Source organism: Pseudorhodoplanes sinuspersici (assembly GCF_002119765.1).
Taxonomy (GTDB): Bacteria; Pseudomonadota; Alphaproteobacteria; order Rhizobiales; family Xanthobacteraceae; genus Pseudorhodoplanes; species Pseudorhodoplanes sinuspersici.
On sequence record NZ_CP021112.1, the window covers coordinates 4,064,269 to 4,080,189 of the forward strand.

Genomic DNA, 15,921 nt, shown 5'->3' on the forward strand with positions numbered 1-15,921 from the left:
CAATCCGGCTTGAGCCGGAGGTGACGCCTGCTTCGCAGCGCATGCGGCTATCCGCGCGCGGTGAATCCGGCCCGCATAACCGTCAACATTCGAGGATCATCATGAAGATTACACTCGCTTCCCTGCGAAGCGTTGCGCTTGGCGCGCTCGCTTCGCTTATCATAGCGTCTGCTGCGGTGCAGGCGCAGCCAACGCCCGGCTTCGAGCCGGTCGCCGCCGAAGTGCCGGTCGGCAAGAACGTGCGCATTGAACTGCGTCTGACGGGCATCACCCCGCCGCCTGCGCTTGCCGACATCACGATTGAACGGCAACGCATCGACATGGGACCGGACGGCATGGAGATGATGGCCGCGCCGCTCAAGCCAGTGCCCGGCACGCCACCCGGCATTCTCGCCTTCCAGACCGACCTGTCCATGGCGGGACGGTGGGCGCTGACGATTACCGCGCGCGTAAAGGGCCAGAGTGCGCCGATCACGTCCAAGATCATCTTCACGGCTGTCGAGAAAAAATCGGACGCCGCGCCTGCGCCAGGGAGCAAGCGCAAGATCGTTTACTACCGCAACCCGATGGGACTGCCGGACGTCTCGCCGACGCCCAAGAAGGACTCAATGGGGATGGATTACATCCCCGTCTACGAGGACGAGGCCAACGGGCCGCGGGGCAGCGTGCGCCTCGCGTCTGAAAAGGTGCAGCGCGCCGGGGTGCGCCTAGAGCCTGCAACCCTGCAACAGGTGGCCCGCACCGTGCGCGCCCCCGGCACGGTCAGCGCGGACGAAACCCGTCTTGGCGTCGTCACGGCCAAGTTCAATGGCTTCGTCGAGGAGCTCTATGTTCCCGCCGTCGGTGAACGCGTCAGCAAGGGCCAGAAGCTGATGCGGGTCTGGATTGAATCGCCGGAAATCCTGCAAAAGCAGGCTGACCTGACCACGACGCTGATCGGCGCGACGCGGTCTTCCATCAGCTATGAAGGCGCGGAACGCAATCTGCGTTTCTTTGGTTTCACGGACGAAGCCGTTGATGAAATCAGGAAGGCCGGCCGTCCGTTGCGCTCGCTGACCTTCAACGTGCCGCGCGACGGCACCGTGCTGGAAAAGCCTGCCGTGGTCGGCATGCGGTTCTCCTCGGGCGACACGCTGTTTCGGACAGCGGACCTCACGACCTTGTGGGTGATCGCGCAAGTGCCGGAAAGCGACATCGCCGTTATCCGCGAAGGACAGCAGGCGAATGTCAGCTTCAAGGCGTTTCCCAATGAACCGCGCGAGGGCAAAGTCGCCCTGATCTATCCCGAGCTCAATCCCGCGACCCGCACCGTGCCGGTGCGAATCGTGGTCGATAACAAGGATATGCGCCTTCGCCCCGGCCTGTACGCGGAAATCAGTTTCGCAGGCGAGGCGCAGGACAAGGTGGTGACGGTGCCTGATTCCGCCGTCATCGACAGCGGTCAGCGGCGCGTCGCTTTCGTATCGAAGGGCGAAGGCCTGTTCGAACCGCGCGACGTGGAGCTGGGCAGGCGCGGCAACGGGCTTGTCGAGATCCGCAAAGGCATCGAAGCCGGCGAGAACGTCGTCGTTCGCGGCAATTTCCTGATCGATGCGGAAAGCAATCTGAAGGCCGCGCTCGCAAGCTTCGCGCCGCCGGCAGAGGCCGTCCAGTGATCGCCGGTCTCATCCGGTGGTCCGCGCAAAATCTTGTGCTGACATTGCTGGCGACGGTGTTTGCCGTGCTGGCCGGTCTCTACGCGATGACCCGCATCCCGCTCGATGCGCTGCCCGATCTTTCGGACACGCAGGTCATCGTCTACACGGAGTACCAGGGCCAGGCGCCGCAGGTCATTGAAGACCAGGTCACGTATCCGCTTGCCAGTGCGATGCTGAGCGTTCCGCGCTCGCGCGTGGTGCGCGGCTTTTCGTTTTTCGGGGTTTCTTTCGTCTATGTCATTTTCGAGGATGGCACCGACATTTACTGGGCGCGGTCGCGCGTTCTCGAGTATCTGAATGCCGCGTCCGGGCGCCTGCCTGCGCGCGTCACGCCGGCCATCGGGCCCGATGCGAGCGGGGTAGGGTGGGTCTATCAATACGCGCTGACCTCCAACAAGCTCGACCTGGCCGATCTGCGCTCCTTGCAGGACTGGCAGCTGCGCTTTGGCATCGCCAAGGCCGAGGGCGTCGCCGAGGTCGCAAGCGCGGGCGGTTTCGTCAAGCAATATGCCGTCGTTGTCGATCCGCAGCGCATGAAGACGCTTGGCATTACCCTCGATGCCGTCCGGAATGCCGTGCGCGCCAGCAACATGGATGTGGGCGGGCGCACCGTCGAGCTCGCTGAAACCGAATTCATGATCCGCGGCCGCGGGTATCTGCGCACGCCGGCCGATCTGGAACGCGTCGTACTGAAAAGCGATAGCGGCACGCCGGTGACGATCGGCGATATCGCGCGGGTCGAGCTGGCGCCGGCGGAACGCCGGGGCATCACCGAGCTGAACGGTGAAGGCGAGGTTGCAAGCGGCATCGCGCTGCAGCGTTATGGCGCGAACACGCTCGATGTCATCGCCTCCGTGAAGGAGAAGATCGCCGGTCTCAAATCCAGCCTTCCCGAAGGCACAAAGATCGAGGAGGTCTATGACCGCTCGAACCTCATTCACCGCGCGATCAAGACCCTGGCCGGCACGCTCGCGGAAGAAAGCGCGATCGTCGCCTTCGTCTGTTTTATATTCCTGCTGCACGCAAGGAGCGCCCTGGTCGCCATCATCACCCTGCCGGTCGGCATCCTGATCGCGATGATCGCCATGCATCTGCTCGGCGTCGGTTCGAACATCATGAGCCTTGGCGGCATCGCGATTGCGATTGGCGCCATGGTCGATGCGAGCATCGTGATGGTCGAGAATGCGCATAAGCGCCTTGAACATGCGGGGCCGGATGCGGATCGCCGCGAGGTCCTGATCGGCGCCGCCCAGGAGGTGGGTCCCGCGCTTTTCTTCAGCCTGCTTGTGATTACGGTCTCGTTCCTGCCGATCTTCGCGCTCGAGGCGCAGGAGGGCAGGCTTTTCAAGCCGCTTGCCTACACAAAGACGTTTTCGATGGCGGCCGCCGCCTTGCTCTCGGTGACGCTCGTGCCGGCGCTGATGATCCTCTTCATTCGCGGCCGGATCACGCCGGAGGCGAAGAACCCGATCAATCGTTTTCTGATCTGGATTTACCGGCCGGTGATTTCCGGGGTGTTGCGCGCGAAGTTGATGACGATTCTGACGGCCTGCGTCATCCTCGCGCTCTCGGTCATTCCGGCCAAGCGGATCGGCTCCGAATTCATGCCGAACCTGAATGAAGGGACGCTCTTTTACATGCCGACGACGCTGCCCGGCCTCTCGGTGACCAAGGCGGCCGAGCTGTTGCAGACGCAAAACCGCATCATCAAGAGCTTTCCGGAAGTCGAGAATGTCTGGGGGAAGGCGGGGCGCGCGCAGACCGCGACCGATCCTGCGCCCGTCGAGATGTTCGAAACGATCATCAACCTGAAGCCGGAGGATCAATGGCGCCCCGGCATGACGATCGACAAGCTGATTGCCGACATGGACGCATCGCTCCAGTTTCCGGGCGTTAGCAATGCCTGGACCATGCCGATCAAGGCGCGCATCGACATGCTCTCGACCGGCATCCGCACGCCGGTCGGCGTCAAGATTTTCGGCAAGGACCTGGCCACGCTTGAACGCCTGGCCAAGGAGGTCGAGGCAGCCTTGCGCAAGGTGCCGGGCACGTCGAGCGCCTATGCCGAACGCGTCAACAGCGGCTATTTCCTCGAAATCGTTCCGGACCGGCAGAAGATCGCCCGCTACGGCCTCTCCATCGAGGACGTGCAGAAGGTGATTTCGATGGCGATCGGCGCCGAGGCGATCACGACGACGGTGGAAGGGCGGGAGCGTTACGACGTGACCTTGCGTTATCCGCGCGATGTCCGCTCCGACCCCGACGCCATCGGCGCGAGCGTCATGGTCTCGCTGCCGAACGGGGCGGCCGTTCCCTTGCGGGAAGTTGCCGACATTAAACGAACGCAAGGGCCGACCAGCATCCGCACCGAGGACGGCCAGCTCGTCGTTTACGTGTTCGTGGATATCCGCGACCGCGACCTTGGCGGCTATGTCGCCGAGGCCCGCGAGACGGTGGCGCGCGAGGTCGCCATGCCGGCGGGCTCCTACGTGACCTGGAGCGGGCAGTTTGAATATCTCGAGCGCGCGGCCAAGCGGCTGCAAGTTGTCGTGCCGGCCACGCTGCTCGTCATTTTCCTTTTGCTCTATCTGAACTTCCGCAGAATCAGTGAAACCTTGATCGTAATGCTGTCATTGCCGTTTTCGCTCGTGGGCGGTCTTTGGATGATGGACTTGCTTGGCTTCAACTACAGCGTCGCGTCGATTGTCGGCTTTATCGCGCTCGCCGGCGTTGCCGCGGAAACCGGCGTGATCATGTTGATTTATCTCGATCACGCGCTTGCGGAGGCGAAGAGTCGGGCGGCTGCGCAGAGCCGCCCGTTCACGCGGGTGGATCTGCACGCGGCGATCATGGAGGGCGCGGTCGAGCGCGTCCGGCCCAAGATGATGACGGTTGCCGCGATCATGGCCGGGCTTCTGCCGATTCTCTGGAGCCATGGGGTGGGCTCCGAGGTGATGCAGCGCATCGCAGCGCCGATGATCGGCGGCATGGTGTCCTCGACCATTCTCACGCTCGCCGTCATCCCGGCCATTTACGGGCTGCTCAAAGCCAGAGGCATGGCCAGGGGATAATTTCAAAGGAACTCGGTTTCCTCCCGCTCGTTGGGTCTGCAGTTCCGCATCATGCCGGGACGGATGATCTATGGAACCGGGACGCTGCCACCGCCACTTGCTCGCTGCCGTCGTTATCCTGACGGGGCTTTTTGCTGCGCCGCAAGCCCAGGCGCATAGCGGTCCGCATGCGCAGCTGCGGCACCACGGTGTGGTCGGCAAGACGGCGGACGGCGTAGCGCATGCCACCGCGTCGGTTTCCAGCACGGCCGATCCTCAGATGGCGCAATGCGGCGTGATGATGTGCTGCGGCAATGCATGCTCGCCGGGCGGCTGCGTGATTGTCGGCGACGCGCTCGTGCCGCTGCCCTCGTACAGGGGAAGCACCGTGCTTCCGGGAGACGCGCCGCCTTCGAGCGGACGTGACTCGGAGGGCTTGCGACGGCCTCCGCGGGTCTGACCCGGACCAAGTCCAACGCCCAATCAAAGAATTGAAGAACGCCTGCCGCGCTGCGCCGGGTGACCTTTCCAACTTGAAACATCAAAGGAGAATGACCATGCACCACATGTCCAAGGAAATGCAGGCCTGCATCGATCAATGCCTGTCCTGTTACAAGACCTGTCTTGGCACCGCGATGACGCATTGCCTTGAGGCAGGCGGCAAGCATACCGAACCGGCGCATTTCAGGCTGATGATGGCTTGCGCCGAAATCTGCCGTACGTCAGCGCATTTCATGTTGCTGGACTCCCCGCATCACAAGCATACCTGCCGTGAATGTGCGGAAATCTGCGAGGAATGCGCGAAAGACTGCGAACGCGTCGGGGATATGGATGACTGCGTGAAGGCCTGCCGCGCCTGCGCTGAATCCTGCCGGAGGATGGCCGCATGACGCACATGAAAGATCATGCCAGTCACGGCCAGGCGATGGGCAAGATGCACTACATGCATCTGGGCATCATGACGCTCTTGTCCTTCATCGCGATGTTCATCCTGATGTATTCGATGGTCGACCGCTTTGCGAATGTCTATCCCAACCTCAACCAGTTCTACATGGCGGGCACGATGGCGGCACCCATGGTCATCATCGAGTTGCTGATCATGCGCTCCATGTATCCCGACATGAAAATGAACATGATCGTCGGCGGCGTCGCATTCGTTGCGTTGGCGCTCTTCTTCGTAGGCATCCGCGCACAGACGGCTGTTGGCAACGTCCAGTTCGTCAAATCGATGATCCCGCACCATTCGGGCGCGATCCTGATGTGCGAGCGCGCGCCGATCACCGACGCGGAACTCAAAACCCTCTGCGACGGGATCATTAAAAGCCAGCAGCAGGAGATCGACCAGATGAAGCAGATCCTCGCGCGCCTGAACAAATAGGCTCGCGGCTACACGTGGCAAATCCGGGGTTCGATTGATGGCTTGACCTTCCCATGATGGGAAGGTGCAAGCTGTCTCCAATGAGCAACCTGGTCCCGGGGAATTGACAATGAAACACGAACCACACGATCACGCCTGCTGCGCGGGCAAACATGACCAGCACGGCCACGCCCATCATGCGCATGGGAACGGGACGGGAGCGCACGCCGTGCATACGGTCAAGGACCCCGTCTGCGGCATGGATGTCGACCCGCACAAGACGCCGCATCGCGCGACGCATGCGGGCCAGCCGTATTATTTCTGCTCGGCAGGCTGCCGGAGCAAGTTCTTGGCCGAGCCGGATAAGTACCTTGCCGGCAAGCCCATGCCCGAAGCCGTGCCGGAGGGCACGATCTACACATGCCCGATGCATCCCGAAGTTCGCCAGGTTGGTCCGGGCAGTTGTCCGATTTGCGGGATGGCGCTCGAACCCGTGCTGGCGACCGCCGACGCCGGTCCCAATCACGAACTGATCGACATGACGCGCCGCTTCTGGATCGGGCTTGCGCTGACCTCGCCGGTGCTGGTCCTGGAAATGGGATCGCATCTGACCGGTCTCGATCACATGATCCCCAGGGCGACATCAAACTGGTTGCAGCTCGCGCTCGCGACGCCGGTCGTTCTATGGGCAGGCTGGCCATTTTTCGAACGTGGCTGGGCCTCCCTGCGCACGCGCAATCTCAACATGTTCACGTTGATCGCCATGGGAACTGGCGTTGCCTGGGTCTATAGCGTGCTGGCGACGTTAGCGCCGCAAATCTTTCCGGACGCTTTCCGTGGCCATGATGGCTCGGTCGCCGTCTATTTCGAGGCGGCTGCGGTCATCACGGTCCTGGTGCTGCTCGGCCAGGTGCTTGAGCTGCGAGCGCGTGAAGCGACCGGCGGCGCGATCCGGGCTCTGCTCGATCTCGCGCCCAAGACGGCGCGGCGCATCAATGACGATGGCAGCGAGAATGAGATTGCGCTCGACGCCGTGTCGGTGGGCGAGCGCCTGCGCGTGCGTCCCGGCGAGAAAATCCCGGTTGACGGCGAAGTGATCGATGGCCGCAGCGCGGTCGATGAATCGATGGTGACGGGCGAGTCGATGCCGGTCACCAAGCAAAAGGGCGCACGCGTGATTGGCGGAACAATGAACCGCAGCGGCGCGCTCGTGATCGCAGCGCGAAAGATCGGGCGCGACACGATGCTGGCGCAGATTGTCCAGCTCGTGGCGGATGCGCAAAGAAGCCGTGCGCCGATCCAGCGGCTGGCCGACCAGGTGTCGGGATATTTCGTGCCGGTCGTCATCGCGGTCGCGGTCCTGGCCTTCGGGGCGTGGGCGATGTGGGGGCCGGAGCCGCGCTTCTCCTACGGGCTCGTCGCGGCCGTTGCCGTCCTCATCATCGCCTGTCCGTGCGCGCTCGGGCTCGCCACGCCGATGTCCATCATGGTGGGCGTGGGCCGCGGCGCGAGCCTTGGCGTCCTGATCAAGAACGCTGAAGCGCTCGAGCGGTTGGAGAAGGTCGATACGCTCGTAATCGACAAGACCGGTACGCTGACCGAAGGCAAGCCTTCCGTCACCTGGATCGTCGCTGCCGCCAGCGTCGAGGAAACGGAGCTGTTGCGGCTCGCCGCCAGCGTCGAGCGGGCGAGCGAGCATCCCCTGGCCGAAGCCATCGTGCGCGAAGCGGAGAAGCGCGGCGTCGCTCTTGCAGCGGTCGATGCGTTCGACTCGCCGACAGGGAAGGGCGCTCTCGGCACGGTCGAGGGACGCAAGGTTTTGCTCGGCAATGCGCGTTTCCTCCAGGAGCATGGCGTCGATACGCAGTCTTTGGCGAACGAAGCTGAAAAGCTGCGTGCGCTTGGGGCGACTGCGATCTTCGTCAGTGTTGACGGCAAGGCGGCCGGCGTCATCGCGATCGCCGACCCGGTCAAGGAATCGACGCCCCAAGCGCTCGCGGCGCTCAAGGCCGAAGGTTTGCGCATCGTCATGCTGACGGGCGACAACTGGACCACGGCGCGGGCTGTCGCAAGCCAGCTCGGCATTGATAATGTCGAAGCGGAAGTGTTGCCGGATCAGAAAAGCGCAGTCGTCGAGCGCTACAAGGCGCAGGGCCGCGTGGTGGCGATGGCTGGCGACGGCGTCAACGATGCGCCCGCGCTTGCTGCCGCGGATGTCGGCATTGCGATGGGGACGGGGACGGATGTGGCCATTGAAAGCGCGGGCGTGACGCTCCTTAAGGGCGATCTGAACGGCATCGTCCGCGCGCGCAGGCTCTCGCAAGCAGCCATGCGCAATATTCGGCAGAACCTGTTTTTCGCCTTTGTCTATAACGCAGCCGGCGTGCCGATTGCCGCGGGTGTACTCTATCCGGTGTTCGGCATTCTGCTCTCGCCCATCATCGCAGCGGCGGCGATGGCGCTGTCATCGGTGAGCGTGATCGCGAACGCGATCCGGTTGAGGGTGGTGCGACTCTGATGAACGGGAGAGGGAGCAGTCGTGATGACGGATTACATGGGTGGTATGATGACCGGCATGGGGATCATCGGCATCCTCGCCGTTCTTGTGTTGATTCTGGTCGCAGCGGCGCTGATCAAATATCTGTTCTTCCGCTAGATGCTTCAAGCGAGCCTGGCGGGGCGCGGTTGCTGCTCGCGCGGTGCGCGGAAAAATCCGGATTGAAGAAAAAACGGAAGTCATCGCTCGGCCGCCCCATGACGTCATCCGGTGAGCGGTCATGACGGCGCGTCACCGAAGGCCGAGTCAAACGTTCCGCATCTTCGCGGCAAGGGCGGGGTGAAAGCGAAGCCTGAATAGAGCCCATCCGAAGGGCGCGCCCGCATTCACAAGATCAAATGTCGTCGGCGGAAATCGCATGGCCGCTCTACCATGACCAGCCTCAACTGCCGTTCGAGCAGGGCAGACGCTTGGAGCCGTGCCAATTGAAATTGTGGTTGATCCTCTAGTCGCTAGAGGATGTACCGTCAACGAGCAACAAGGAGTGTGAATGGTCGCCGCAAGCACAGCCGATGCAGCCCTGCGACGGGAACAGCAGCGAATCCTGCGAAGCAGCGCGGCGGCGTTCGTCGTGTGTGCAGCCGTCTTTGCCGCGGCCGTCATCATTCTGCCGAGGCTGGTCCAGCTACCTGGACCGGATCTGGGGTCGAGGCTGACGGTATGGGCTGGCGCCAATCTTTTTCTTGTTGCATGGGTCATGACAGGGATCGGCATGGTGTCGACCGGCCGGCGCCGTTCGGCAGACGACATTCGGGGATCGGCTTATGCCCCGCCGAGCCCGAAAATTGCGGTGGCGGCCGCCTTCCTTCAGAACACGCTCGAGCAGGCGTTTGTCGCCGCACTCGCTCAGTTCGCTCTGGTCATGCTGCTTCCGTCGCTCTCAATGCCTTTGATCGCAGCTTCCGTTCTATTGTTCAGTATCGGCCGCATCACTTTCCTCGCCGGATACCCGAGAGGCGCGGGGGCCCGCGCGTTCGGCATGGCGCTGACCGCGCTCCCTAGCCTGCTGGCTTTTGTGCTCGGGCTTGGCGCGCTTGTGTATCAACTGGCGCGATAAGGGCAGGGAGCGGCGGTGCGTTCAATCAGGCATAAGCTGCCGGTCGTCATCGTCAGCGATTCCGTTCGGGTACGAGAGGACTTATTACCACGACGCCATCTAAGGACTCCTTCATACCGGCGGCTGGATTTCATTGGCTGACGCGGTTCTATGATCCGGCAGTCGCGTTGCTCATGCGCGATCGAGTCTGGAAAGGGTTGCTGGTCGAGCAGGTCTCGCCGACGCCCGGTGAGCGCATCCTGGACGTGGGTTGCGGCACGGGAACGCTGACGCTGATGCTGCATCGAGCATGCCCCGAATGTGATCTTCTGGGCTTCGATGCCGATGCGAACGTCCTGGCGATCGCGCGGGCGAAAGCGGCGGCGGCCAATGCTCGCGTTGAGTTCTGGCAAGGCCGGGCTGATGATCCCACGAACGTCCCGATGCTGCGGTCCGGCAGCTTCGACAAGATCGTATCAAGTCTTTTATTTCATCATCTCTCGACCGAGCAAAAGCGGCGCGCATTCTCACACTGTCTTCGCCTGCTTCGCCCCGGCGGCGAGCTGCACGTAGCCGACTGGGGACGTCCCGCCAATGCGCTTTTGCGCTTGCCGTTTTATCTGATTCAAGTGCTGGACGGCTTCCCGAACACAACAGACAACGTGCGAGGCCTGCTCCCCGAGCTCATGAGAGATGCTGGCTTCTGCCATGTGGCTGAAACCCGCCGCGTGGCGACGGCTCTGGGTTCGTTGAGCTTTTATCGCGGGGTGAAGTGATGGGACCGGGATCACGCCATAATTCCGATCAAGTAGGACTGTAGCGGACCGCATGAAAACGAGAGGATCAAAGATATTGAATTGGCGGTTTGGGAAGCGATTGATCTGGAGCGTCGCCCTGATGGCATTTGTCAGTTCCTGCGCGCAAGATGCCTATCGGTCGGCGCGGGCCATGGCGCCGGTTCCTGCCAAGACGCTCGCGCTCATGTCCGACCAGGGCATGGAGCCCGGCGCGCCCATCCTGATGCGCGCCTTCAAGAAGGAATCTGAAATCGAGGTCTGGAAGCAGGGCCGCGATGGCAAATACGCGCTGCTGAAGACTTATCCGATTTGCCGGTGGTCCGGGCAATTGGGTCCGAAAATCCGCGAAGGGGACCGCCAGGCGCCGGAAGGATTCTACGAAGTGACCGCGGCCGCAATGAATCCGAATTCGAGTCTGTTCCTTTCTTTCAATATCGGGTTTCCGAACGCGTTTGACCGCGCGCATAACCGCACCGGCTCGCATCTGATGGTTCACGGCGCGTGTTCGTCGCAAGGGTGCTTCGCGATGACGGACGAGGCGATCAGCGAGGTCTATGCGATTACGCGTGAGGCGTTTGCGGCCGGACAGCTCAGCTTTCAGTTTCAATCCTACCCGTTCCGTATGACGCCGGAGAATTTCGCCAAACACCGGGCCGATCCGCACATCGCCTTCTGGAAGAATCTGAAGGATGGCTCGGACATTTTCGAAGTCAGCCGTCAATCGCCGCAATGGAGCGTCGCCAAGGGGCAATACGCGTTTGAGAGCGACCCGGCCATCGCCGCTGACATCGCGGCGAAGCGCGCGCTCGACCATCGCAAGGAAGCGGAGCTCATCGCCAAGGGAACGCCGGCCATCCGTCTCGTCTATCAGGACGGCGGCGGTCATCCATCCTTGAGAAAACTGGCGCTCGCGACCGCGAACAATCCGTCATCCGCAGAGGTCGACGAACGAACGCGGCGATCCCTTGGCGATATCAGCCGCCCCGAGGCCCTGGCGGAGGAGCCGCGCGAAATCCCGGCTGTGATCCCGCCGCGCGCATCGCCGGATATGGTCAGGCGATAAGATTACGCCATGCCGCGCTTAGCTCGCCGGCAGCTCGCGCACGCCCTGATAGCGCGCGAAAACGCTTTGTCCCAACGGACCGAAGGCGATTACATCGTAGATCTCGGGCGCCGTGCCCGCGACTTCCATGCCGGGAGAACCGACCGGCATGCCGGGTACAGCGAGGCCGTGGATGGTCGGCCGCTGTGACAGCAGTTTGCGGATGGATTCGGCGGGGACATGTCCTTCAATGATGAATCCCTCGATTTCTGCCGTATGGCAGGACGCGAGTTCGTTCGGCACGCCGAGTCGCGCCTTGATTCGGTTGAGTTGCGCGGTCTCCGTAACGTTCGCCTCGAATCCGTTCGCGCGCAGATGGTCCACCCAGCCGCCGCAGCAACCGCAGTTCGGGTCTTTGTGAACGGCAATGCGCAGCGATGCCGCAAAAGCGTTCACGCCGCTGCGCGCAAGAAGGACGGTAGCGGTAAGGCTGACGAGAAATCTGCGCCGTGAAATCATCGAACTCTCCTGTTCTGCACGTAGGCGGTCATTGGCGTCTCGATCATCGTCTGGCGCGGAAAATGGACACGCGCCCGCTGAGTTCAGCCTCATTGTACAGCCGTTTCACGTGCGAAAACCCGGCATGACCGATCTGTCTGGTCCAGGTGCCGTCGCTATGGGACACCGCCGTGTCGTGCCCGTAGCGATCGTAAGTGCCGATCAACGCCATCGTTTCCCGTTTGGAAAGGGCCTTATCAAAGTCAGCCAGATAAAGAGTGCCGCGCAAACGCAAAACGCGCCTCATTTCGTTCAGCAGCGCTAGCTTGGCCGGCGGCGCAAGCGGATGCAGGGCCATGCAGCAAACGACCTTGTCAAAACTGGCGCCGGGGCAACCGATCCGCTCATGTTCGAACGAAAGGCGCTGAACGCCATCGATGGTTGCCGTGGGCTGATTGATCGGGTTGACGGAAGCGAGCCTGACGCCGGGACATTTTGCGAGAAGATCAGCCGATAAGTCTGAGCCTTGAATGTGCACCTGAAGAATGCGCTCGCTGCTCCGGGGCTTAATTTCCTTCAACAAAGCCGCCCGCCAGGACCCATCAGCCAACACGCCCTTATAAAAGAACCGGAACGCGATCCTGAAAATCGGGGACGAGACGGCCTCCCAAAGCCGGCCGATCATACTCTGTAGCTTCACACACAGCCTCGCTGCGGCCCGCGAAGTTCACCCCGTCGCGCCGACCAATCCCTCGATGACCCTGCATTGCGAGACGCGCTGACGGCAGCCGCGGCCGATCATCGCCTGAAGCTCTGCCTGCAAGCTCTGCAGGTGCCGGATTCGCAATTCAATTTCCGCAAGCCGGGCGCGCGCGATCGCGTCGGCCTGGCGGCAGGATTGCGCCGGATTGTCCTGAAGCGCGATGAGCGCCTTGATGTCGCTCATGCTGAAGCCGAGATTCCGCGCGTGGCGGATGAAGGCGATCCGCTTGACCGCCTTGTCATCGTAAATACGCCGATTGTTCTCCGCGCGACGCGCTACGGGAAGCATGCCGGCGCCTTCGTAATAGCGGATGGTCGGAACCTTGACGCCGGTCACGCGGGACACTTCGCCGATCAGTAAATTTGACATGTGAAAACCTCTTGCTCCTCTAGTCACTAGAGGATGTAGCCTCTCTTTGGCAACATAAAAGGAGAGCGTCGAGCGGGATGATGAGTGCGTCGCGCGCCCGAACCATTTTTCTTACTGCGGGTGCGGCCCTGGCGCTTGATCAGACAAGCAAGTCCATGGCGCTTGCGGCCTTGCAGCCGCATGTCCCCGTGGACGTGACGCCTTTTTTTGCCTTGAGTCTTGGTTTTAACACCGGCGTTTCGTTCGGCATGTTGGCATCGGACGCAAACACGTTCCGCATGCCGCTGATCGTGCTGACGCTCGTCATCATCGTCGCCCTTGCCGTGATGGCGATGCGGGCGACTACGCTTGAACGCGTAGCCTTGAGCGCAATCATCGGCGGCGCGGCCGGGAACCTGACGGACAGAATCTGGCGCGGCCGGGTCACCGATTTCATAGATCTGTTTGTGGCGGACTGGCATTGGCCCGCCTTCAACCTAGCTGATACGGCGATCACCTTGGGGGTTGTAACCCTGTTATGGGCCAGCCTGCGGCGGGACACGCAACAACAAGCGGAAAGCGATCGATGAGCGACGCACTGACATTGTCTCGATATCACGTCGGCGGCATGGACTGCTCCGCATGCGGAGCGAAGGTCGATACCGCCGTCCGACGGCTTGCGGGGGTGTCAGACGTCTCCGTCAGCGTCGGCACGGAGATGATGATGCTGACGCACAAGGGTGACGCGGATTTGCAGGCCGTCGAACAAGCGATCCGCAGGCTCGGTTACACAGTGACACCAGCCGGTCGCGCGGGCGATGCGTCCGCACCTATGGCCGCCAAACCGAAGCAGAGCTGGTGGCAAAGCCGCCGTGCGCTCCTCGTTGGGGCGTGCGGATCGGCGCTTCTGGGCGCCTATGGCATCGGCCACTGGATTCCTGCCTATGAGAAGGGCGCGTTCCTTGCCGCTTTAGGCATAGGGTTGGTCCCGATTGCGCGCCGCGCCTTTGCCGCCGCGCGGGGCGGCACGCCGTTCTCGATTGAAATGCTGATGAGCGTTGCTGCTGTCGGCGCGGTTGCGATCGGGGCGACGGAAGAAGCGGCAGCTGTCGTCTTCTTGTTTCTGGTTGGGGAATTGCTTGAAGGCGTTGCCGCAGGCCGCGCCCGCGCCAGCATCCAGGGTTTGGCCGCGCTCGTGCCGAAGACCGCGCTCCTTTGGGAAAATGGCCAGACGCGCGAGGTGCCGGCCGACTCGTTGCAGGTCGGCGCGGTCATTTCGGTGCGGCCGGGAGACCGGATATCTGCTGACGGCGTCATCATCGAGGGCGAAAGCGGCATCAACGAAGCGCCGGTGACGGGCGAAAGCGTACCTAAACAAAAAAAGCCCGGCGACAAGGTGTTCGCAGGCACGGTGAACGGCGAGGCCAATCTGCGCGTGCGCGTGACCGCCGCCGCCCAGGACAACACGATCTCGCGCGTGATCCGGCTCGTCGAAGAAGCGCAGGAAAGCAAAGCGCCGACGCAGCGCTTCATCGACCGGTTCTCAACCTATTACACGCCTGCCGTGGTCGCGTTCGCAGCGCTCGTTGCGACGATGCCGCCGTTGCTTGGCGGCGCTGACTGGAACGAATGGATTTATAAGGGGCTTGCGGTCCTGCTGATCGGCTGCCCGTGTGCGCTTGTCATTTCCACGCCAGCGGCTATCGCCGCGTCGCTGTCGGCTGGCGCGCGCCGCGGCCTGCTCCTGAAGGGCGGAGCGGTTCTCGAGCAGCTGGGGTCGCTCACCACAATCGCGTTCGACAAGACCGGCACGTTGACGGAAGGACGGCCGAAGGTCACCCAGATCATCCCGGCGCAACGCGACGAGCGTCAGGTGCTCTCGCTCGCTGCTGCATTGGAGGCAGGGTCGAACCATCCGCTTGCGCTTGCCATCATCGAACGCGCCAAAGAAGCGAAGGTGCCGCTGCCGCCGGCCGGAGACTCCCGCGCCATTCCGGGCAAAGGCGTCGCCGGCTCCGTCGGCGGCCAGAAGATTTTTCTGGGCTCGCCGCAAGCCGCGGCCGAAATCGCATCCCTGAGCGACGAGCATAAGGCGCTCGTGACCAGGCTGAACGAACAAGGCCAAACCGTCTCGGTCGTGATTGCCGGTGACGTCGTGGCGGGCCTGATCGCCATGCGCGACGAGCCGCGCGTCGATGCGCGGGCAGGTCTCGCATCCTTGCGCGAGGCGGGCGTCAAGACGCTGATGCTCACCGGGGACAACGCCCGGACTGCGGAAGCGATCGGCCGATCTCTTGGCATTGAGGTACGGGCGGAGCTCTTGCCGGAAGACAAACTGAAAATCGTCAATGAGCTTAAAAGCGCCGGAGAAAAAACCGGCAAGGTCGGCGACGGTATCAATGACGCGCCGGCCCTCGCTGCGGCCGATGTCGGCATCGCGATGGGCGGCGGCACGGACGTCGCATTGGAAACTGCGGATGCGGCCGTCTTGCACGGCAGGGTCGGCGATGTCGCCGCCATGGTCGATCTTTCCCGCCGTACCATGCGCAACATCCATCAAAACATTGCCATCGCGCTTGGGCTGAAGGCTGTGTTTCTCGCAACGACGGTAGCAGGGGTGACAGGTCTGTGGCCTGCCATTCTGGCCGATACGGGCGCGACTGTTCTGGTGACGGCGAATGCGTTGCGCCTTTTGCGCACGAAACAGGCGACGCCTCGCCTTGAAGGCCCGGGATAGCGTCATGCGTCTTCCGGACCGATCACGACGATCACTCCT

The 15,921-nt window shown here is 62.5% G+C and carries 13 protein-coding genes; 10 read left to right on the forward strand and 3 right to left on the reverse strand.

What is annotated here, in order from left to right:
* Positions 1 to 101: 101 nt before the first annotated feature.
* The 8 genes from CAK95_RS19680 to CAK95_RS19725 all read left to right on the forward strand — a co-directional run bounded on the left by CAK95_RS19680 (position 102) and on the right by CAK95_RS19725 (position 11,557).
* The gene (locus CAK95_RS19680; protein ID WP_157699685.1) at positions 102 to 1,655 is read left to right on the forward strand and encodes an efflux RND transporter periplasmic adaptor subunit; all 1,554 of its coding nucleotides are present in this window, start codon (positions 102 to 104) and stop codon (positions 1,653 to 1,655) included.
* A complete protein-coding gene (locus CAK95_RS19685) occupies positions 1,652 to 4,768 on the forward strand; it encodes an efflux RND transporter permease subunit (RefSeq protein WP_086089460.1) in 3,117 nt (1,038 codons plus the stop codon). Before CAK95_RS19680 ends, CAK95_RS19685 begins: the two co-directional genes overlap by 4 nt.
* Positions 4,769 to 5,304: 536 nt before the next feature.
* The gene (locus tag CAK95_RS19695; RefSeq protein WP_183044160.1) at positions 5,305 to 5,637 is read left to right on the forward strand and encodes a four-helix bundle copper-binding protein; all 333 of its coding nucleotides are present in this window, start codon (positions 5,305 to 5,307) and stop codon (positions 5,635 to 5,637) included.
* Entirely contained in the window at positions 5,634 to 6,125 is a 492-nt protein-coding gene (locus CAK95_RS19700; RefSeq protein ID WP_245303464.1) for a DUF305 domain-containing protein, read from the forward strand. Before CAK95_RS19695 ends, CAK95_RS19700 begins: the two co-directional genes overlap by 4 nt.
* Before the next feature lie 109 nt (positions 6,126 to 6,234).
* On the forward strand, positions 6,235 to 8,622 hold the full coding sequence (locus tag CAK95_RS19705; RefSeq protein ID WP_086089462.1) for a heavy metal translocating P-type ATPase: 2,388 nt from the start codon (positions 6,235 to 6,237) through the stop codon (positions 8,620 to 8,622).
* A 529-nt stretch (positions 8,623 to 9,151) separates the two neighbouring features.
* Positions 9,152 to 9,718 (forward strand): MAPEG family protein, encoded by a 567-nt coding sequence (locus tag CAK95_RS19715; protein WP_086089464.1) that lies wholly within the window; start codon positions 9,152 to 9,154, stop codon positions 9,716 to 9,718.
* 173 nt (positions 9,719 to 9,891) lie between these two features.
* Complete coding sequence (locus CAK95_RS19720) at positions 9,892 to 10,473, forward strand: class I SAM-dependent methyltransferase (RefSeq protein ID WP_086089465.1); 582 nt, start codon at positions 9,892 to 9,894, stop codon at positions 10,471 to 10,473.
* A 121-nt stretch (positions 10,474 to 10,594) separates the two neighbouring features.
* The gene (locus tag CAK95_RS19725; protein WP_086089466.1) at positions 10,595 to 11,557 is read left to right on the forward strand and encodes a L,D-transpeptidase family protein; all 963 of its coding nucleotides are present in this window, start codon (positions 10,595 to 10,597) and stop codon (positions 11,555 to 11,557) included.
* Between the two features lie 18 nt (positions 11,558 to 11,575).
* Here CAK95_RS19725 and CAK95_RS19730 read toward each other — a convergent pair whose 3' ends face one another.
* Genes CAK95_RS19730 through CAK95_RS19740 form a run of 3 tightly spaced genes read right to left on the reverse strand, consistent with a single transcriptional unit; the run spans position 11,576 to position 13,166 of the window.
* Entirely contained in the window at positions 11,576 to 12,055 is a 480-nt protein-coding gene (locus tag CAK95_RS19730; protein WP_086089467.1) for a DUF411 domain-containing protein, read from the reverse strand.
* Between the two features lie 43 nt (positions 12,056 to 12,098).
* A complete protein-coding gene (locus tag CAK95_RS19735; RefSeq protein ID WP_086089468.1) occupies positions 12,099 to 12,719 on the reverse strand; it encodes a class I SAM-dependent methyltransferase in 621 nt (206 codons plus the stop codon).
* Between the two features lie 42 nt (positions 12,720 to 12,761).
* Positions 12,762 to 13,166 (reverse strand): MerR family transcriptional regulator, encoded by a 405-nt coding sequence (locus CAK95_RS19740; protein ID WP_086089469.1) that lies wholly within the window; start codon positions 13,164 to 13,166, stop codon positions 12,762 to 12,764.
* Positions 13,167 to 13,243: 77 nt separating this feature from the next.
* Here CAK95_RS19740 and lspA point away from each other — a divergent pair, with 77 nt between their 5' ends.
* Positions 13,244 to 13,735, forward strand: coding sequence for a signal peptidase II (gene lspA, locus CAK95_RS19745; RefSeq protein WP_086089470.1), 492 nt, complete (start codon positions 13,244 to 13,246; stop codon positions 13,733 to 13,735).
* Complete coding sequence (locus CAK95_RS19750; protein ID WP_086089471.1) at positions 13,732 to 15,882, forward strand: heavy metal translocating P-type ATPase; 2,151 nt, start codon at positions 13,732 to 13,734, stop codon at positions 15,880 to 15,882. The genes lspA and CAK95_RS19750 overlap by 4 nt, the downstream gene beginning before the upstream one ends.
* The last annotated feature ends 39 nt before the right edge of the window (positions 15,883 to 15,921 follow it).

Coding starts and splice junctions, on each gene's coding strand:
- CAK95_RS19740 (WP_086089469.1), bottom strand. CDS start 13,166: ATGTCAAATTTACTGATCGGCGAAGTGTCCCGCGTGACCGGCGTCAAG.
- CAK95_RS19725 (WP_086089466.1), top strand. CDS start 10,595: ATGGCATTTGTCAGTTCCTGCGCGCAAGATGCCTATCGGTCGGCGCGG.
- CAK95_RS19720 (WP_086089465.1), top strand. CDS start 9,892: ATGCGCGATCGAGTCTGGAAAGGGTTGCTGGTCGAGCAGGTCTCGCCG.
- lspA (WP_086089470.1), top strand. CDS start 13,244: ATGATGAGTGCGTCGCGCGCCCGAACCATTTTTCTTACTGCGGGTGCG.
- CAK95_RS19730 (WP_086089467.1), bottom strand. CDS start 12,055: ATGATTTCACGGCGCAGATTTCTCGTCAGCCTTACCGCTACCGTCCTT.
- CAK95_RS19680 (WP_157699685.1), top strand. CDS start 102: ATGAAGATTACACTCGCTTCCCTGCGAAGCGTTGCGCTTGGCGCGCTC.
- CAK95_RS19705 (WP_086089462.1), top strand. CDS start 6,235: ATGAAACACGAACCACACGATCACGCCTGCTGCGCGGGCAAACATGAC.
- CAK95_RS19735 (WP_086089468.1), bottom strand. CDS start 12,719: ATGATCGGCCGGCTTTGGGAGGCCGTCTCGTCCCCGATTTTCAGGATC.
- CAK95_RS19700 (WP_245303464.1), top strand. CDS start 5,634: ATGACGCACATGAAAGATCATGCCAGTCACGGCCAGGCGATGGGCAAG.
- CAK95_RS19715 (WP_086089464.1), top strand. CDS start 9,152: ATGGTCGCCGCAAGCACAGCCGATGCAGCCCTGCGACGGGAACAGCAG.
- CAK95_RS19750 (WP_086089471.1), top strand. CDS start 13,732: ATGAGCGACGCACTGACATTGTCTCGATATCACGTCGGCGGCATGGAC.
- CAK95_RS19695 (WP_183044160.1), top strand. CDS start 5,305: ATGCACCACATGTCCAAGGAAATGCAGGCCTGCATCGATCAATGCCTG.